Below are 18,472 nucleotides of genomic sequence, written 5' to 3' on the forward strand. Positions count from 1 at the left end.
CCTGCCATCGCGCGACAGTTGTGAGGTTGATAGCCGTTTCGACGACCGGCGTAACTTAAACCTTGGACAGATACGAAAAAGCCCCGCTCCGGAGGTCCGGAACGGGGCTCATCTGTTCGCTAGTCCGTCAGCTTACGGCGCGATCTTCAGCGGGACGAAGACCGGGCGGTTCTGGCGGATCACCTTGACCAGCACGCTGGTGCGGCCGGCCTTCTTGGCGGTGGCGATGGCGCTGTTGACCTCGGCCACGCTGACGACGGGAGCGCCGTTGATGGTCGAGAGCACGTCGCCCTTGGCCAGGCCCTTCTCGCCCGCGTCGCTGTCGCCCTTCACGCCGGTGATCAGCAGGCCCTTGATCTCGCTGTCGATCTTGTAGGTCTGGCGCGAGGCCGGATCGATCGGACCCAGGGTCAGGCCCAGGGCGTCGACGCGCTGGCTGGCCGGCTTGTCCGGGGTCGCCGGCGCGCCGTTGTCCTGATCCTGGTCGTCATTGCCCAGCAGCGAGCCTTCGGCCGGACGGGTGCCCGACACGACGGTGACCACGCGCGGCTTGCCGTCGCGGATGATCGACAGCTTGACGCCTTCGCCCGGACGGGCCTTGGCGACTTCGCGGGTCAGTTCCGAACGGTTGGCCACGGCCACGCCGTTGACCGCGGTCAGGATGTCGTCCGGCAGCAGGCCAGCCTTGTTGGCGGGGCCACCGGCCGTGACCTCGGCGATGATCGCGCCCTTCACGTCTTTCAGGCCCAGGGCCTCGGCCGACTCGGCGCTGAAGTCCTGGATGGTCACGCCGATATAGCCGCGCACGACCTTGCCGCCGGCGATCAGCTGCTTGGCGGTGTCCTCGGCGATGTCGGCGGGGATGGCGAAGCCGATGCCGACCGAGCCGCCCGACGGCGAGTAGATGGCGCTGTTGACGCCGATCACGCGGCCATAGATGTCGAACGACGGACCGCCCGAGTTGCCGCGGTTAATCGGCGCGTCGATCTGGATGTAGTTCACGAACGACGAGGTGTTGTCGCCCAGGTCGCGGTTATAGGCCGAGATGATGCCGGCCGTGGCCGTACCGCCCAGGCCGAACGGGTTGCCGATGGTGATGACCCAGTCACCAACGCGCGGCTTGGCCTGGTTCTCGAAGTTCACATACGGGAAGTCGGCGCCCTTGGCCTTGGGGTCGATGACCTTGATCACCGCCAGGTCGGTGCCTTCGTCGCGGCCGACCAGAGTGGCCTTCAGCTCGCGGCCGTCCTTCAGCACCACCTGGATGTCGTCGGCGTCGGCCACGACGTGGTTGTTGGTGACGATGTAGCCGTCGGCCGAGATGAAGAAGCCCGAACCGGCCGACTGCTGTTTCGGCGTGGCCGGCGAATCGCCGTCCTCGCCGTCCTGGCCCTGGCCCTGGCCCTGGCCCGGCTTGCCCTTTTGTCCGCGCGGCACGATGTCGAAGCCTTCCAGGCCCGGGATGCGCAGCGACGGCGGCGAAGCCTTGGAGGTCACGTTGATCTGGACGACCGCGGGCGAGACCTTCTCGAAGATGTCGGCGAACGACATCGGCGCGCCCGGCGGCGGCGCGAAGGCCGGCGCCCCGGCGCTGACCGGACGGATGGCCGGCGCCTCGGCGGCGTCTGCCCCGCCCATGCGCATGCCCACGCCGGCCAAGGCCGCACAGGCCACGCCCGCGCCCGCGACGGCGCCCACAATGAATCCCGACTTCCTAGCGGTCATTCGTCTCTTCCTCACCCGCGCGACCCGCGCGCGGTCCCTTTCGCATCAACCTCGCGCCCGGCGCGACGTCCCAGTCGATCTGAGAACCTAGTCCCGACAATAAAAGGTGCAATGGTTCTCGAATTATCTTTCCGTCATCCGAAAGGCGCTTCTTGAGGCTCTTTTTCGGCGCAATCGTGTCAATCGTCTTCCAGAAGGCGCTTCACGCGCTCTTCTTCGTCCTGCGAAAGCTCAACGGGCTGCTCCTCGCGACGACGCAGCAGACCGAACATCAGACCGCCGCCGACCAGCAGAACCCCGATCGGGGCCAGCCACAGCACGGCGTTGCCGGCCGAGAAGGCCGGTTTCAGCAGCACGAACTCGCCGTAGCGCTCGACCAGGAACGCCCGGATCTGGCTGTCGGTGCGACCGGCCTTGACCTGTTCGCGGACAATCTGTCGCAGGTCGCCGGCCAGCTGGGCCTCGGAGTCGTCGATCGACTCGTTCTGGCAGACCAGGCAGCGCACTTCCTTGAACAGGTGGCGGGCGCGGGCCTCCTGGGCCGGATCGGGCAGGCGCTCGGTCGGCTCGGCCGCGCCGGCCATCAGGGCGACGGAGGCCAGGCCGATCAGCAGCGCGCGCCTCACGACACCACCTCCTGCGCCCGGCGGCCCACGCCCAGGCGCACGCGGCGGTCCGACAGCGAGATCAGGCCGCCGATGGCCATGATCAGCGGGCCCAGGAAGATCAGCCGCACCCACGGGTTCACATAGGCGCGGACCAGCCAGGCCGGCTTGCCGCCCTCACCCGCCCGACGCTCGCCCAGCACGATGTAGATATCGTCCAGCAGGCTGGGGCAGATGGCCACTTCCGAGGTGGTCTGCCCGCCGGTCGGATAGAAGCGGCGCTCGGGCTCGGCGTGGCAGACCTCGGTCCCGGCCTTGTTCTTCACCGACACGATGCCGCGCTCGGCCAGGTAGTTCGGGCCCTCGACCGTGCCAACATCTGTCAGGGTCAGGGTGTAGGCGCCCAACTGCTGGGTGTCGTTGAGGCTGAGCGCCTGGGCGGCCTCGACCTTCCAGGCGGTCTCGAAGGCCGCGCCCAGCACGAACAGGCCAAGGCCGGCATGGGCCAGGGTCGTGCCCCAGGCGCCACGCGGCAGGCCACGGGCCCGGCGGACGCTCTCACCGGCCGGAGCGCGGAACAGCTTCAGGCGGTCGGCCATCTCCAGCAGCGCGCCGCCCAGCAGCCAGAAGCCGATGACGAGACCGCCGCTGGCCAGGGCCTTGCGCGGCTGCACCAGGCCATAGGCCACCAGGCCCAGCAGGGCGGCGGCGGCCAGCACGATCCACAGCTTGCGGGCCACGCCCTTGGCGTCCCCGCGCTTCCAGGCCAGCAGCGGCCCGGCAGGCAACACGGCGAAGGCCAGCAACATCAGCGGCACGAAGGTCAGGCTGAAGAACGGCGCGCCGACCGAGACGGCCTCGCCATCCATGGCCTCGCGGATCAGGGGGTACAGCGTGCCCAGCAGCACCACCGCCGTCGCCGTCGACAGCAGGATGTTGTTGAGCACGATGGCGCTCTCGCGGCTGATCGGCCGGAACTGGCCGCCCGGATTGAGGCTGCCGGCGCGCAGGCCAAACAGCAGGAACCCCGCCCCGGCGGCCAGGCCCATCATCATCAGCAGCAGCACGCCGCGCGTCGGGTCGACGGCGAAGGCGTGGACGCTGGTCAGCACGCCCGACCGCACCAGGAAGGCGCCCAGCATCGAGAAGGTGAAGGCCGCCAGGGCCAGAAAGGCCGTCCAGCCCGGCAGCGCCCCGCGCTTCTCGGTGACGATGGCCGAGTGCAGCAGAGCAGCGCCGATCAGCCAGGGCATGAAGCTGGCGTTCTCGACCGGATCCCAGGCCCACCAGCCGCCCCAGCCCAGCTCGTAATAGGCCCAGAAGGCGCCCAGGGTGATGCCGATGGTCAGCAGGCTCCAGGCCGCCAGGGTCCAGGGCCGCACCCAGCGCGCCCAGGCCGCGTCGATCCGGCCCTCGATCAGCGCCGCCAGCGACAGCGAATAGACCACCGAGAAGCCGACATAGCCGGCGTAGAGGAACGGCGGGTGCACGGCCAGCGCCCAGTCCTGCAGCAGCGGATTGAGCGAGCGGCCCTCGACCGGAACGTCCAGCAGGCGCGCCAAGGGGTTCGAGGCAAAGACGGTGTAGGCCAGGAACATCACGCCCAGCGCGCCCTGGATGGCGATGGCATAGGCCCGCAGGCGCGGCGGCAGGCTGTCGCCGAAGAAGGCCATGGCCGCGCCGTAGCCGGTCAGCACCAGGCACCAGAGCAGCATCGAGCCCTCGTGGCTGCCCCAGGCGCCGGCCACCTTGTAGAACAGCGGCTTGGCCGTGTGCGAGTTGGCCGCCACGTTGGCGACCGAGAAGTCCGAGGTGACGAAGGCGTGGATCAGCGCCGCGAAGGCCACGGCCACGGCCAGGAACGTCGCGACCGCCGCGCCGCGTCCGGCGCCGGCCAGCACCGGCGAGCGCCGCGCACCGCCGACGGCCGACAAACCGGTCTGGGCGACGGACAAGGCCAGCGACAGGATCAGGGCGAAGGCGCCCAGTTCGGTGATCATGTCGTGGGCTTTCCGTAGGCCGGAGGCGCAGAGCCCTCACCACGCCACTCGCCTTGCTTCTTCAGCGCCTTGGCCACTTCGCGCGGCATGTAGCGCTCGTCGTGCTTGGCCAGCACCTGCTTGGCGACGAAGGTCCCGTTCGCATCGAAGGTTCCTTCGGCCACGATCCCCTGCCCTTCGCGGAACAGGTCGGGCAGGTCGCCGTGATAGCTGACCTTCGCCGTGGCCTGCTGGTCGGCGACCACGAACTCGACGTCGCCGCCGGGGTGCTTGACCACGCTGCCGTGCTGCACCAGGCCGCCCAGCTGCACCTTGCGGCCCGGCGCGACATTGGCGGCCTTGGCCTGGGCGGGGGTGTAGAACAGCGAGATGCTGTCGCGCAGGCCATAGAGCGCCAGGCCCACGGCCAGGGCCAGAACCGGCGCGATGGCCAGCAGGATGGTCAGGCGACGGCGCGCCTTGCGGGATTTGGGCCAGAAACTCATTGTGTCTTAGCTTGGGCTGGCGTGTCGGCGGCCTGGCGCAGGGCCGACAGCACCTTGGGCTGGTCCTTGAAGCGGGCGGACGCCGAGGCCAGCGCCGCGTCGCGCTTGGCGGTCTCGCCCAGCACGGCATAGGCGCGGACCAGGCGCACCCAGCCGTCGGGATCGTCGGGCGATTGAGCCAGGCGCGCGGCCAGGCCCTCGACCATGCCGGCGATCATGCCCTGGACCTGCGGATTGGCCTGGGCGGCCGGTTCGGCGCTGGGCAGGCCGCCCTTGGCCTCGACCTGGGCGATCTCTTGCGCCAGCGCGGCGCGACCCGGATCGGCGGCAGGCAGGCCGGCGACCAAGGCGCGCCAGTCGGTCAGGCCGCCCTGGACGTCGCCGTCGGCGATCTTGCCACGGCCCAGATAGTAGCGGGCGCGCAGGTCGGCGGGATCGACTTTCAGGGCCTCGCCGAAGGCCAGCTTGGCGTCGGTCCCGACCTGCCCCTTGGCTTCCATCACAAAGGTCTCGCCCAGCAGGCTCCAGATGTCGGCGCGCTTGGGGGCGACGTGGACGGCCTTGCGCAGGGCGGCCTCGGCGCCGGTCAGGTCGCCGGCGGCGGCGCGCGCCTTGGCCAGGAACACCAGCGGCTCGGGATCCTTGGGACGCTCGGCGACGACGCCTTCCAGCACGGCGGCGATCTGCTCGGGGGCGAGGGTGGCCGGATCGGCGGCCTTCCAGGCGGCGACGCGCTTGGCGAAGGGCTGGTCGGCGAATTCGGGGCGGCCGATGGCGACATACAGGCCGACAGCGGCGACGCAGGCCGCGCCCACGGCGGCGACCACGGCCTTGCGCGGGCCGGCGCCGTCACGCTCCCACACCTGGGTCTGGTCGGCGGCGGCCAGCAGGCCCCGGGCGGCTTCGGCGCGGGCGGCCTTCAGCTCGCCTTCCGCCAGCAGGCCGTCCATGGACAGGCGCTCGACCTCGGCCAGGCGGCGGCGATGCGGCTCCAGCCGCGCCTGGGCGTCATCGACGGGCCGGGCGCGCGCGGCTCCGCGCAGCACCAGCCCGGCCGTCACGGCCGACAGCCCCGTCGCGGCGATCCAGAAAGCGATCATGGCCGCGTGGTAGCGTGTTCCGGCCTTCGCCGTTAGCGGAAAAAGCGCTTAAGGACGGAGATGTCGCGTGATGCGCAGGGAGTGACGATGACGCCGATCGTGCTGGTTCCGGGGCTGCTGTGCTCGGAAGAGATCTTCGCCCCGCAACTGCCCGCCCTGTGGCCGCGCGGCGCGGTGCAGATCGCCAACACCCTGGAAGGCGAGACCCTGCCCGAGATGGCCTCCCTGATCCTGGCCGCCGCCCCGCCGCGCTTCGCCCTCGTCGGCGTCTCGATGGGTGGCTATCTGGCGCTGGAGATCATGCGCCAGGCGCCGGAACGGGTGGCGAAGCTGGCCCTGGTCTGCACCTCGGCGAGGCCGGATACGCCCGAACAGACCGCCGCTCGCCGCAAGATGCTGGACCAGGCCCGCGCCGTCGGCTTCGAGCGCTTGCTCGCCTTGGGCGCCGACGCCCTCACCCACCCCAGCCGCAAGGGCGAGCCCGAGCTCAACGCGATCAGCATCCGCATGGGCCGCGCCGTGGGGCTGGAAGGTTTCGCGCGCCAGATCGAGGCGGTGATCGCCCGGGCCGACAGCCGGCCGCTGCTCAGCGAGATCAAGGTCCCGACGGTGATCGTCGTGGGTGATGCGGATCCGCTGACGCCAGCGGTGCTGTCGGAGGAGATGGCCGCCGCGATCCCAGGCGCGAAGCTGGTCGTTGCCGAGCAATGCGGCCACGTGATCACGCTGGAGCGGCCCGAGGTGGTGAATTCAGCGCTCGTCCAGTGGCTCCAACACTAAACCTCCACGGCCTTCCTAGGCCTTGTGCCTAGGACCCATGGCGCGACTTGGTGCGATGTCGACAGCAAACCGCCGCCAGCGTGGGCGCTCATCCCCGACACACAAAGCCAGCGGAACGATGGGTCCTAGGCACAAGGCCTAGGAAGGCAGGATTATTGGATGGGATTGAAGGCTGTTACGCCGCGATCGCCGCCGCCGCGCGCCGGCGCACGATCTCCGCCGTCTTGTCATCCCGCGTGTAGGCGATGAAGCCCGCCGCCACGTCCAGGTACTTCACCGCCAGACCGGAGTCGCCGCCGTCGCCCGTGCGGGCCACGTGCAGGACGTCTTCGATATAGGGGTCCAGGCGGCTGTTCAGCTTTTCCAGGATCTTGTTGCGCGAGCTGCCGTAGCCGGCCTTGTCGGCGCACGAGCGCAGCTCGGCGACGAAGGCCAGCGCCGACTGGGCCCGGCGGATCATGGCCTCGTCCGGCTCCTCGGTCAGCTTGGCCGCGCCCTTGCTGCCCTTCTTGGCCATCATGGTCAGCGGACGGGTCGGCAGGGCCGCTTCCAGCTGCTTGTCGGCCTGGTCCATGCGCTGCTCGCAGACCTTGGCCATCTGTTGCTTGTGACGCGCCAGGCGCTTGCCCCACGGGCCGTCCTTGGCGACTTCGATCGACTGCTGGAACTCGGTGATCTGCAGCTGGGCGCGGTGGGCGCCCTGGGCGGCCTCCCGGCCGGCCTTCTCGCCGTCGGCGAAGCTGAAGGTCTCGATGCGAAGGATCGAGGCGTCGATGTCGGCCAACACGCGCTCGCCAAAGCCCTTGGCCTCGGACGAGGCCAGGTAGCGGTCGGTCGGCCGGTCCATGACCGCCGAGATCACGCGCAGGATCCGCCAGTCGTCCGGCAGGTGGGCCGACAGCATGTCCAGCAGCAGCGGGCCGGCGTCCTCGCTGATCCGGCAGGCGTCGCGATAGGCCAGCTTGGCGGCGAAGGCGCGCTCGTCCGACATGCGGCTGACCCACTCGGCCAGCTTGGGCAGGCACGAGCGGGCGATGGCCGACAGCTGCAGACACAGGGCCAGATGCTCGGGGTCGCACAGCGAGCGCACGCTGTCGAAGGCGGCGTTCTCGGGATCGCGCAGACCGGCGGCGGCGGCCTTGCACAGGTCGTCGAAGACTTCCGGGGTGCCCTGCTCCAGGTCCCACGGATTGCACTTGGCGGTGGCCTCCTCGACCCGCGCCGGCACGATGACCTTCAGCGCCTTCCACAGGCGCCCCAGCACGGGCGACGGGAACGAGACACAGCCTTCGCCGCGCGGCTGACACAGCGGCACGATGGGGGCCAGGATGTTGTTGCGGACGAAGCGGTTGGCGGTCTCGTCCTCGACCAGGCCGCGCACGGCGGCCAGGGATCCGGTCGCGCCGGCGCTGGACAGCGCCAGCTCCAGGCTGCGCAGCGCCGCGTCCGGAGCGGTTTCCACCAGCGTCCGGATGATCTGCAATTTATGCGCGGCGATAGCGGCCATGGTCCCCCGTGTCGGACTCACACGGCCGACAGACGTCAACCATGTTCGAAACGAGGTTAAGGATTTCCGAAACTGGCAAAAAATCCAGCGCCTTGGAACGAGATGTCGCGGCTCAAAAAGCCTTTGGCTACTACAGGTTTAGGTCACCGGTGGCAGATGCGGCCCACAACCCTGGTCGCGACCGTTCGCCGCAACCCCGGGTTATGTTTCGGCGCGCGGAAGGTCCAGCGTGACCCGCAAACCGCCCAGGGGTGATTCACCAAGCTTGACCGATCCGCCATAGGCGCGGGCCAGCTCGTCGACGATCGACAGGCCCAGGCCGGTGCCCGGCGCGTTCTCGTCCAGGCGCTGGCCGCGCTTGAGCGCCAGAGCCCGTTCCTCGGGCGGCAGGCCCGGCCCGTCGTCGTCGACGGTCAGCAACATGCGGGCCTCGCCGGAGGGCGCGGCCTCGGCGCGGATGCGGCCCTTGCACCACTTGCCGGCGTTTTCCATGACGTTGCCGGCCAGTTCCATGAAGTCCTGCTTCTCGCCCTGGAAGGCCAGGTCCTCGGGGCAGCGCCAGTCGATCTCGACGCCCCGTCCGTCTGACTTTCCCTGGAAGATCCGCTCCAGGGTCACGGCCAGTTCGTCCAGGATCGGCTCGACCGGCGTGCGCTCGCCCGAGGTCTGGGAGCGGGCGGCGGCGCGGGCGCGGCGCAGGTGGTGGTCGACCTGTTCGCGCATGGTCTGGGCCTGGCGCTCGACCACCTCGGCCAGCTGGCCCGGCTGCTGGGAGGCCTCGGTCAGCATCACCGACAGCGGCGTCTTCAGGGCGTGGGCCAGGTTGCCGACGTGGGTGCGCTGGCGCTCGACGACTTCCTGGTTGTGAGCCAGGAGGGCGTTCAGCTCGCGCGACAGCGGCTCCAGCTCTTCGGGATAGTCGTCGGCCAGGCGCTCGGCCTTGCCGCGCCGGACCGAGGCCACCTCGCGGCGCAGGCGGAACAGCGGCTGCAGGCCGAACCGCACCTGCACCACCACCGCCAAGATCAGGCCGCCGCCCAGGATCAGCAGGGCAAAGGCTGTGATGCGCGCGAAATGGTCAGCGTCGGCGTCGATCGGCGAGCGATCCTCGGCGGCCAGGAACACCACCGGATTGGCGTATCCCGGCAGCTGGGCCTGGATGACGGCGGCGCGCAGCGGCTTGTCCTGCGGTCCACGCATGTCGAAGTATTGCGTCTTGCCCGGCGCCGCCTCCAGACGATCGATCTGGGCCGAGGACAACATCAGGTCGCTGTCGATCAGCGAGCGCGACCGCACGACGGGCCGCATCGCCCCGTCCGGCGTCTTGTCCAGGATCACCCAGTAGCGGCCCGAATAGGCTCGGGTCGCGCGGATATCGGTCAGGAACGGCGCGCGCAACTGGCCGTCCTCGATGGTCGAGCCGGCATAGAGATCGTCGGTCAGCACCGCCAGCGACTGATCGAACCGCCGGATCGCCGCCTCACGGAACTGGACGGTCAGGAAGACCCCCGCCACCAGCACCACCAGCAGCGTCCAGCCGCCGGCGAACAGCACCAGGCGGCGGACCAGTGATCGGCGGCGAAGATCCAGCACGGCGGTTACGCCGTCGCCTCGCCCTCGAGCGGCGTCAGGCGATAGCCCAGGCCGCGCACGGTCTCGATGCGGTCGGCGCCCAGCTTCTTGCGCAGGCGGCCGATGAACACCTCGATGGTGTTGCTGTCGCGGTCGAAGTCCTGGTCGTACAGGTGCTCGACCAGCTCGGTGCGGCCGATCACCCGGCCCTGGTGCATCATCATGTAGTGCAGCAGGCGGTATTCCAGCGAGGTCAGGCGCAGCGGCTCGCCATTGACGCTGGCCCGCGCGGCGCGCGGATCCAGGCGCAGGGCGCCACACGACAGCGACGGCGCGGCATGGCCGGCCGAGCGGCGCAGCAGGGCCCGCAGGCGCGCCAGCAGCTCCTCGGTGTGGAAGGGCTTGGCCAGATAGTCGTCGGCCCCGGCGTCGAAGCCGGCGACCTTGTCGCTCCAGGCGCCGCGCGCGGTCAGGATCAGCACCGGCGTGGCGACATTGCCTCGCCGCCAGCGCTCAAGCACCGACACGCCGTCCACCTTGGGCAGGCCCAGGTCGAGGATGACCGCGTCATACGGCTCGTTCTCGCCCAGATACTGGGCTTCCTCGCCGTCCGGGGCGTGGTCGACGGCATAGCCGGCGTCGGCCAGGGTCAGCTTCAGCTGACGCGACAGGTCGGGATCGTCCTCGACGAGCAGGATGCGCATGGATGTGAAACTCCTCAGCCCCCGCTGATGATCTGTCCGGTCTCGGCGTCGACGATGAAGTCGATGCGACGGCCGTCGGCGGCGGCCCAGCGGACCCGCCAGTTACGACCTTCGAGGCCCGCGTCCAACACGCGTCCCGGCACACGCCGGCCGATCATGTCGATCACGCGCGCCAGAGGCACCAGACGACCCGACTGCACGCCGCCACGCGCCTGGTCCGACTGCGCGCGCCAATCGGCGCCCAGCGAGTCGGGGCCACGACGTTGCGCCGACGCCGCGCCCGGAAGGGCGGCGATCAACGCGGCGGTGACAAGAAGGACACGGATCGTTTTCATGCTCTCTGGTCTAACGGACCTCGGCTGAATGGAGACTGAACGCAGGGGTTATGAACGGGCTGTGGCGTTCTGTCACGGGCGGACACGCTTGGAACGAACCCACCAGCGCAGTTCCGTCGGGAGCAGTCACAAAGTTCGCAGCAGCGCCCCCTCCGTCACGGCGCGTATTCGCGCCGCGCCACCTCCCCCGCAAGCGGGGCAGGAGGGTGCAGCCGCCTCCTCACCCGTGGAACGGGGGAGGTGGATCGCTGCGGATACGCAGCGAGACGGAGGGGGCGTTCACTACAGCGCGATCAGGCTCTTCCGGAACGTCAGCTTCACCGTCCTGCCCAGCGGGTCCAGATAATCGGGCTGGTAAGCCTGCGGCGTCGCGCCCCGCGCATCCCGCACGACAGGCCGGCTGTAGAACAGATTGTCGGCCGCCAGGGTGACGCGAGTTCCGGCCAGCCAGCTCGACGCCGGGCCCGCCTTCACGTCGCTCGGGACCTCGTAGAAGGCCGACAGGTTGACCGTCGTCTGGTCGTCGAAGCGCAGCGCGCCGGTGGTGGGTCCAGCGTCGATGACGCTGCCGCCGCGCCAGGCGCCGTTCAGGTTCAGGCCCACGCCCTGCCGGAAGGCGTTGACGCGGAAGTTCAGCTCTTCCTTGGGCTGGCCCCGGCGGCTGGTGCTGGCGCCGTTCAGCAGGTCCAGCGGCGGCAGGCCGTGACGCAGGGTCGTCTCATCGCGCAGGCGGAAGGTGTAGTTCACCGATACCTGCACCTGGCCAACCTTCTTGGGATCGGGCTTGGTCCCCTTGGGCGCGCCCTTCTTGGGGCGGCCGAAGAAGCGGGTCAGGTTCAGGCCGCCGCGCAGCTCCTCGCGGTCGATGGCGTCGAAGTTCAGCGGCCGGCTGTCGATGGCCGTCAGCACGCCGTCGGCGTTGCGGGTGAACCGCTCGGGGAAGGCCGCCTCCAGCGCCGGGGTGATCACCGGGAAGTTCGAGATCGGGTCCTCGATGTGGGTGCGCACATAGTTGGCGTTGACCGTCAGCCGGGTGTCGCCGCCGTCGCGTCCCACCGGCCGCAGATTGACCCCGGCCCGCAGGGTGCGGCGGCGGTCGTTCTCCAGACCGCGATTGCCGCCCTCTGTGCGGTTGACCGTCACGCTGGTCCCGGTGCTGAAGTCGAACACCGTGACATTGGGGGTCTGCAGCACCGGATCGACGATCTGGTTGGCGGCCGGGGCCGACTGCTCCTCGCTGAGGCTGAGATTGACGCTGACCAGCTTGTCCGGCGACCAGTTCAGGCCCGCGCCCATCGCCAGGCGATCCTTGAAAGTCTCGACATTGTAGCCGGCGTTGACGCTGGCGGTCAGCTCGCCCAGCACGGGCAACACCTCGTGCGAGCGGCTGGCCAGGGGCACGTCGATATCGCCCTGCATCGACATCGTCCGGCGGTCGTAGTTGCTGCGCATCGGCGCGCCGTTGCGCAGGGCGTCCGAGGTCTGCTCGACCCGCTCGCCGCCCAGCTTGAGGGTCGAGGAGACGCGGCCGGCCGGGATCTCGGCGACGTCGCCGTTGAGCACGAGCTCGGCCTTGGCGGCGCGGGACTTGGACTTGGCGATGTCGCGGGCGTTGACCTTCAAGAGGGCGCGGGCGATCGGGCCGAACGGATTGACCGCCGGATCGCGCGCCGCGATCGCCGCCTTCCAGGGGGCGCTGTCGACGCCGCGGCCGCTGGCCGTCTCGCTGTCGTTGTGGTCGTAGGCGCCGGTCAGCGACCAGCGCCAGTCGGCGACATAGCCATTGGCGGCCAGGCCCAGCTGGCCTCGGAAATTGTCCTGCACCCGCAGCTGCGACCACGGAGCGTCCAGGTAGCGATAGACGGTGACGTCGCCGGCGAACGGCGAGAACGGACTACCGGCCGGCAGCCGCACCGAGGTGGCGGGCAAGCCCAGGAAGCTGGTGCGCTTTGCGTCTTCCAGGTCGACGCTGACCGTGACGCTGACCTGGCGGGCGAGATCCCGGGTGATGGCGGTCTTGAAGTTTCCCTGCCCCAGCGACGGCAGCAGGCTGCGGTTGGCGACGATGCCCGACAGCTCCGGATTGCCCGCCGAGAAGGCCGACAGCGTCACGGGCCCGTCCCAGGCCGCGTCCGGCGCGCGGGCCACGGTGACCACGTCGCCGGCCAGGGCCGACAGGGCCGGATCGATCTCGCGCCCGAAGCTGGTGGCCGCGACATTGCCGACCAGGCCGTACGGCGAGCTCGCCGACGGCACGCGATAGATATCGCGCTCGGTCTCGAACAGGGTCGACTCCTGGCGCCAGTCCAGGCCGACCGTCGTGCGCTCGTCGCCGGCCAGGCGGAAGACGTCGCCGTCGAAGCGCTCGACCGTGCGGCCGGCGGCGGTCGTGGCCACTTCTTCCAGTTCGACGGCGGCCGAGCGGAAGCGCTTCTTCAGGACGAAGTTCACGACCTTCTGGTTAGGCCGGTAGCCGTAGGCGACGGCCGAGGCCGGCGGCAGCACGTCCATGCGCTCGATCGCCTGGCTGGGCAGCCCGCTGATCTCCGAAAAGCCGGAAATACGCCGGCCATTGGCCAGGTAGATCGGCGGCGGATTGTCTGGATCGCCGGTCGAGATCTCGGCGGCCAGCAGGTTCACCAGATCCTGCACGGTGCTGGCCCCGGTGGCCTGGATCTCCGACGCGTCCAGGGTCAGCTCGGGCTGGGCCGGACCGTTGGCCTTGCCGCGCGTGGCCTTGATCACCAGGCTGTCGAGCAGCCCCGTCTGCTCGCTCTCCGGCGGCAAGGGGGAAACCGGTGTCTCCTGCACCGGCGCGCTGACTTGCAGCAGCGCCAGCAAGCTGACCAGAACCATGGATGCCGACCCGACGCCGTTATCTGAAAGCCCGAGAATTCCCCTAAGGCGGGTATGCGCGGCTTGCAACAAACAAGCGCGTCATCCGCGCTCGGAGCGTTACTTCCGCTTGGGCGTATACGGCTTTTGATCCCGCCAGGCCTGGGCGAACTTTTCGAGGTCCTCGTCGACGGTTTCGGGCAGGGTGACGACCAGCTTGGCCAGCAGGTCGCCGCGCTTGCCCTTGGCGTCGGGCATGCCTCTTCCCTTCAAGCGAAGCGTCTGGCCGCTGTTCGAACCCTTGGGCACGTTCAGCATGACGTTGCCGTCGGGGGTCGGGGCCTCGACCTTGCCGCCTAGCACCGCGTCGGGGATCGAGATGGGCAGGTCCATGACCAGCGCGTCGCCCTCGCGGCGATAGATCGGGTGCGGCTTGATCGACAGTTCGATCAGGGCGTCGCCCTGGCCGCCACGACCCGGGCTGCCCTGGCCCTTCAGGCGTAGGGTCTGGCCTTCCTGGGCGCCGGCCGGGATGGTGACGTCGATCGTGCGGCCGTCCGAGAAGGCCACGCGCTTCTTGCCGCCCTTGATCGCCTCTTCCAGGTCGATGTCCAGGCGGGCCTTGATGTCCGCGCCCTTGGCCGAGAAGCCGCCACCGGCCCCGCCGCCGAACGGACCGCGACCACCACCGCCTTGATTGAACATGCCGCCAAAGAGGTCGGAGAGATCGATCTCCGGACCCTGTTCGCGGTGGAAGCCGCCCTGGCCGAAACCGCCAGCGTTGAACGGGCCGTTGCCGGGCTGGCCGCCGAAGCCGCGCATGGTCTCGCGCCCGTCGGCGTCGATCTGGCCCAGGTCGAACTTCTTGCGCTTTTCGGCGTCGCCGACGATGTCGAAGGCGGCGCTGACCTGCTTGAACTTCTCCTCGGCCTTCTTGTCCCCCGGATTGGTGTCGGGATGATACTGCTTGGCCAGCTTGCGGAACGCCTTGCGGATCTCGTCCGCGCTCGCGGTGCGGGAAACGCCGAGTTCCTGATACGGGTCGCGGGCCAAGGAAGGTCCTCTAAGACAATTGAGCGGGTGGGGTAACGTCCTCCATCTAGAACGTCCAGAGCGGTGCGCAAGAGCCCGTGTGGCCCGTTTACCACAGACCTGATGTCACAGGGCCGCCCCAGCCGTACAGCGCGCCGCCCTGGACGACCTCGATCCGGACGGCGGCAGAGGGCGCGTCGGCCGCGCGCATGGCCGCGGTGTAGGTGAAGGCCGACGTCGCAACCTCGGCCTCGCGCAGCACGGTCGCGCCGTCCAGGATGCGGATGCGATAACGCTCCGAGCCCTCGCCCAGCGGAACCTCGCCCTCCCAGACGTCGCCGCCGACGCGGGCGCGGCGGATCCAGGTGAGCTGGAGGTCGCCGGCGACCAGACGGGCCTTCAGGTGCGCCGGCGCGAGCGGGCGCAGGGCCCGGCCGGTCCAGGTCGTGGAGACCTCGGTCATCGCTGAACCCGCCGGCGGTCCGCCCGCCGGAGCGGCGCGGACGATCAGCGGCGTTCCGCGCTCGAAGGCGGCGACCTCCATGGGGACCACCGCCTCGTCCAGCAGCACCACGGGCGCGCCGGCCGGGATCACGACCGCGCTCGCCACGCCGTCGCGCTGGCCGCGCAGCAGGCCCGAGAGCGTCCAGGTGTCGGCCGCGACCAGCTGCGCGCTCTGGAAGGCGATGACTTCCCAGTCGCCGGAGGGCGCGCGGATGGCCAATGCGTTGTCGCCGGCCAGCACGGCGGCCAGCGGCGCGGAGGCCAGGACCCTGCCCTCCAGGCGGACGGTCAGCTCGCCGCGACCAAGGCGATGCGGCGAGGCTGGCTTCAGATCGGTCAGGGTCTCGCCCAAGGTCGCGGGCTCGGCGAGGCGGGCGCGGACTTTCAGGGTCTCGACACCGGCGCCGGCATGGACGTCCAGCGGCCGCCAGGGCTCGCAGGCCGCGGCGACCAGGGGCCGGGCGTCGTCCGCCAGCGCCCCGTCCGACGGCAGGTCCAGCACATGCAGCACCGGCGGGGCGGCCGGGTCGCGCGGCGGGGCAGGGATCCAGTCGACGCCGCCGACCACGCCGACGCCGGCCAGCACCGGGACCAGGGTGGCGCGCGGGCGCTCGTCGAGATCCAGGCGCTGCACGCGCCAGGCCTGGCCATCGACGCTCAGGCGATCGCCGGCCTCCAGCCGCAGGGCCGCCGAGGGCGACAACCGCACGATCCGCGCGCGGCGGGCGGCCTCGTCGGCGGCCAGCATGCGGCGCGCGACGGCCTCGGCTTCGGCGCTAGCCAGCACGATCGGCGCGTCGGCGTCGCGGGTCCCCTGCCCGGCCTCGCGGCGGACCATCAGCGCCCCGACCTGGTAGTCGCGGGCGGCGTCGATGAAGCGCAGGCGCAAGGCCTCGGCAGCGGGTTCCAGCGCGCGGCTTTCCGTCTCCGCCGGGCCATCGTCGGGCAGGACCAGGTCGTCCGCCGCCAGCGTCCCGATCGCCCGACCGGCGCGGGCCAGCATCTTCACGTGGTCGCCGCGCTCCACGGGATCCAGGGCGAAGGCTTCGGTCAGGGGCGAGAGCGCGTCGCGCAGCCGCATCGGCCGGTCGACGACATAGCCGCCCACCGCCCCGCCCGCCTCGCCGGGATCGATCGAAACACCCGCCCGCGCGCCCAGGGCCTGGATCAGCTCGGGCAGCGGCGCGATGCCGGCGCGGCCCGTGAGCCAGTGGCCCAGCACCCAGTTGCCGCCGTCACTCCAGACGTCCGCGCGGGCCGGAAAGTCCGGAAACGGCCGCGCGTCCCAGCACCAGGCGCTGGCGGCCTCGACCATCGGCCCGCCATAGACCGGCGAGACCGGATTGGCGGCCGGCTCGTCCAGCCAGGCCAGCACGGCCTCCAGATAGCGCCGCTGGCCGAAGTCGTCGCGCTCGCCCGTCGAATAGGGCGGCAGGAAGCTCTCGGAACTCTTGGGATCGATGAAGAGATTCGGCGAATTGGCGCCCTTGTCGACGGCCGGGCAGCCGAACTCGGTCAGGCGGATCGGCTTGGACTTGGGGACCCAGGCCGTGGGCGTCGCCGAACGCACGCCGCCGGGACGGTCGTGGTGCGGCTGGCTCCACCACGAGACCAGGTCCTTGGCCCGCCAGATCCACGGCTCGCCATGGGCGCCATCGGTGATCGGGGTGCGGGCCTGGGCGTCGCGAGCGGCCTGGCTGGCGTAGAACCAGTCGAAGCTCTCGCCGCCCGTCAGACCGGCCCGCAGATAGGCCGGATCATGCGGGCCGTCGAAACCCGCGACGGCGTCCAGGTGGCTCTCGCCCTCGCGCCAATCGGTGACCGGCGGGTACCAGTCGATGCCGACGAAATCGATATTGGCGTCGGCCCACAGCGGGTCGAGATGGAAGACAGCATGGCCGCCGCCGGGTTGGTGCCCGAAATATTCCGACCAGTCGGCCGCATAGCCCAGCCTGGTCGCCGGACCGACCACCGCCCGCACCTCGGCGGCCAGGCTCTTCAGCTTGGCGACCGCCGGATAGCTCCCGCCCGCGCCCCGGATCGTGGTGACGCCGCGCAGCTCCGAGCCGATGACGAAGCCGTCCACGCCGCCGGCCTGGGCGGCGAGCGACGCCTGGTGCAGCACCATGCGGCGCAGGCCCCACTCGCCGTCGAAGAAGGCGCTCACCTGGGTCGCGGCCGAAGCCGTCCCGTCGCTGCCCGCCTCGCAGGTGATCCGGCCACGCCAGGGATAGGTCGGCGTGTCCATCAGGATGAACGGATAGAGGGTCACCTTCAGCCCGCGCCGCTTCAGCTCGGCGATCGCCTGCAAGACCACCGCGTCGGCCGGCGTGCCGCCATAGGCCGGGGCGCCGTCCTTCAGCGAGATCAGGTGCGCGCCGGCACGATCAACGCCAGCGACGCTCCACGTCAGCGGCAACGTCTCTTTCCCCGCGCCCTCGACGCCCGGCTTGATCTGGCACTGGCCGCAGCGCAGGTCGGTCCCGAACCAGCTGACCACCAGGGTGACGTGGTCGACATTCGGCAACTGGGCTTGCAGCTGGTCCAAGGCCACGACCAGATCCGGCCGCCCCTCGGCATTGTGCACGCTCTCGGACGCCGTGCGGGTCAGGCCCTCGCGGCGCAGGACGGCCTCGGTCGCATAGACGAACTCCCCCGCGCCGGGGATCAGGCAGACGCCCTTCAGCCTTTCTTCCAGGCCCGCTGGCGCGCCGCTGGCGCGCGGCCGGCGGAAGACCTCGAACGACAGCTGCGGCGGGCGATTGCCGTAGGGCTCCAGCGGCAGGTCCTCGAACACCACATAGGCCACGCCGCGATAGGCCGGGGCCGCGCTTTCGATGGCGGCGATCAGCGGGTCCGGCGCCTGGTCCTCGGTCCCGCGATGCACGCGCATCGTGACGCCGGTCATGTCCATCACTTTGCCGTCGGCCCAGACGCGGCCGATCCCGTCGATCGGGCCTTCGGCGACCGCCACCGCGAACGACAGGCTGTAGGCGTAGGCCGCCGTCTTCTGGCCCTTGAAGCCGCCGACGCGGGCCTCGACCCGCTTTTCGCGGAAGCGCGCGGCCCAGATCACCTGGCCGCCGACGCGGGCGCGGCCGAACACGCAAGGCAGGGCCGCCCCCTCGGCCGCCCCGGTCAGGCGCAGCTCGGGGATGCGCGGACCGGCCTTGGTCTCGGCCATGACGGCATGGTCGATCAGCCCGCCGACCACGGCCCCGGCCGCCGCCCCGAACACGCCGCCGACCGCCGCGCCGACGCTGGTGAGGATCATCTGGGCCATGCGGG

General features: G+C 70.4%; 13 protein-coding genes and 1 pseudogene. 1 reads left to right on the top strand and 13 read right to left on the bottom strand.

Annotation, left to right across the window (positions count from 1 at the left end; genetic code table 11):
- Positions 1 to 132 precede the first annotated feature (132 nt).
- From J7528_RS14470 to ccmI, 5 genes are all read right to left on the bottom strand, one after another.
- Positions 133 to 1,725 (bottom strand): Do family serine endopeptidase, encoded by a 1,593-nt coding sequence (locus J7528_RS14470; protein ID WP_291875598.1) that lies wholly within the window; start codon positions 1,723 to 1,725, stop codon positions 133 to 135.
- A gap of 179 nt (positions 1,726 to 1,904) precedes the next feature.
- Positions 1,905 to 2,351 (bottom strand): cytochrome c-type biogenesis protein, encoded by a 447-nt coding sequence (locus J7528_RS14475; protein ID WP_291875600.1) that lies wholly within the window; start codon positions 2,349 to 2,351, stop codon positions 1,905 to 1,907.
- A complete protein-coding gene (locus J7528_RS14480; protein ID WP_291875603.1) occupies positions 2,348 to 4,330 on the bottom strand; it encodes a heme lyase CcmF/NrfE family subunit in 1,983 nt (660 codons plus the stop codon). Before J7528_RS14480 ends, J7528_RS14475 begins: the two co-directional genes overlap by 4 nt.
- A complete protein-coding gene (gene ccmE / locus J7528_RS14485; RefSeq protein WP_291875605.1) occupies positions 4,327 to 4,815 on the bottom strand; it encodes a cytochrome c maturation protein CcmE in 489 nt (162 codons plus the stop codon). Before ccmE ends, J7528_RS14480 begins: the two co-directional genes overlap by 4 nt.
- A complete protein-coding gene (gene ccmI, locus J7528_RS14490) occupies positions 4,812 to 5,915 on the bottom strand; it encodes a c-type cytochrome biogenesis protein CcmI (protein WP_291875608.1) in 1,104 nt (367 codons plus the stop codon). Before ccmI ends, ccmE begins: the two co-directional genes overlap by 4 nt.
- A gap of 87 nt (positions 5,916 to 6,002) precedes the next feature.
- On the opposite strand from ccmI, the gene J7528_RS14495 reads away from it, so the two are divergent.
- Positions 6,003 to 6,695: an alpha/beta fold hydrolase gene (locus tag J7528_RS14495; protein WP_291875611.1), complete on the top strand. Its 693-nt coding sequence runs from the start codon at positions 6,003 to 6,005 to the stop codon at positions 6,693 to 6,695.
- A gap of 175 nt (positions 6,696 to 6,870) precedes the next feature.
- Here the strand turns inward: J7528_RS14495 and J7528_RS14500 are convergent, their stop codons facing one another.
- From J7528_RS14500 to J7528_RS14535, 8 genes and pseudogenes are all read right to left on the bottom strand, one after another.
- Positions 6,871 to 8,241 carry a hypothetical protein gene (locus J7528_RS14500; protein WP_291875613.1) on the bottom strand — a complete coding sequence of 457 codons (1,371 nt, stop codon included), beginning with the start codon at positions 8,239 to 8,241 and terminating at the stop codon, positions 6,871 to 6,873.
- Positions 8,242 to 8,403: 162 nt separating this feature from the next.
- Complete coding sequence (locus J7528_RS14505; protein ID WP_291875616.1) at positions 8,404 to 9,795, bottom strand: ATP-binding protein; 1,392 nt, start codon at positions 9,793 to 9,795, stop codon at positions 8,404 to 8,406.
- A gap of 5 nt (positions 9,796 to 9,800) precedes the next feature.
- Complete coding sequence (locus tag J7528_RS14510) at positions 9,801 to 10,478, bottom strand: response regulator transcription factor (RefSeq protein ID WP_291875619.1); 678 nt, start codon at positions 10,476 to 10,478, stop codon at positions 9,801 to 9,803.
- Positions 10,479 to 10,492: 14 nt separating this feature from the next.
- Positions 10,493 to 10,813, bottom strand: coding sequence for a PepSY domain-containing protein (locus tag J7528_RS14515; protein ID WP_291875621.1), 321 nt, complete (start codon positions 10,811 to 10,813; stop codon positions 10,493 to 10,495).
- A 155-nt stretch (positions 10,814 to 10,968) separates the two neighbouring features.
- Positions 10,969 to 11,094, bottom strand: a pseudogene (locus J7528_RS14520) (hypothetical protein); the annotation flags it as partial.
- Between the two features lies 1 nt (position 11,095).
- A complete protein-coding gene (locus J7528_RS14525) occupies positions 11,096 to 13,669 on the bottom strand; it encodes a TonB-dependent receptor (protein WP_291875623.1) in 2,574 nt (857 codons plus the stop codon).
- A gap of 99 nt (positions 13,670 to 13,768) precedes the next feature.
- On the bottom strand, positions 13,769 to 14,701 hold the full coding sequence (locus tag J7528_RS14530; protein ID WP_291875625.1) for a J domain-containing protein: 933 nt from the start codon (positions 14,699 to 14,701) through the stop codon (positions 13,769 to 13,771).
- A gap of 88 nt (positions 14,702 to 14,789) precedes the next feature.
- A complete protein-coding gene (locus tag J7528_RS14535) occupies positions 14,790 to 18,467 on the bottom strand; it encodes a glycoside hydrolase/phage tail family protein (RefSeq protein ID WP_291875629.1) in 3,678 nt (1,225 codons plus the stop codon).
- Between the last annotated feature and the right edge of the window lie 5 nt (positions 18,468 to 18,472).

The sequence above is a fragment of the Caulobacter sp. genome, from assembly GCF_017744445.1.
Taxonomy (GTDB): Bacteria; Pseudomonadota; Alphaproteobacteria; order Caulobacterales; family Caulobacteraceae; genus Caulobacter.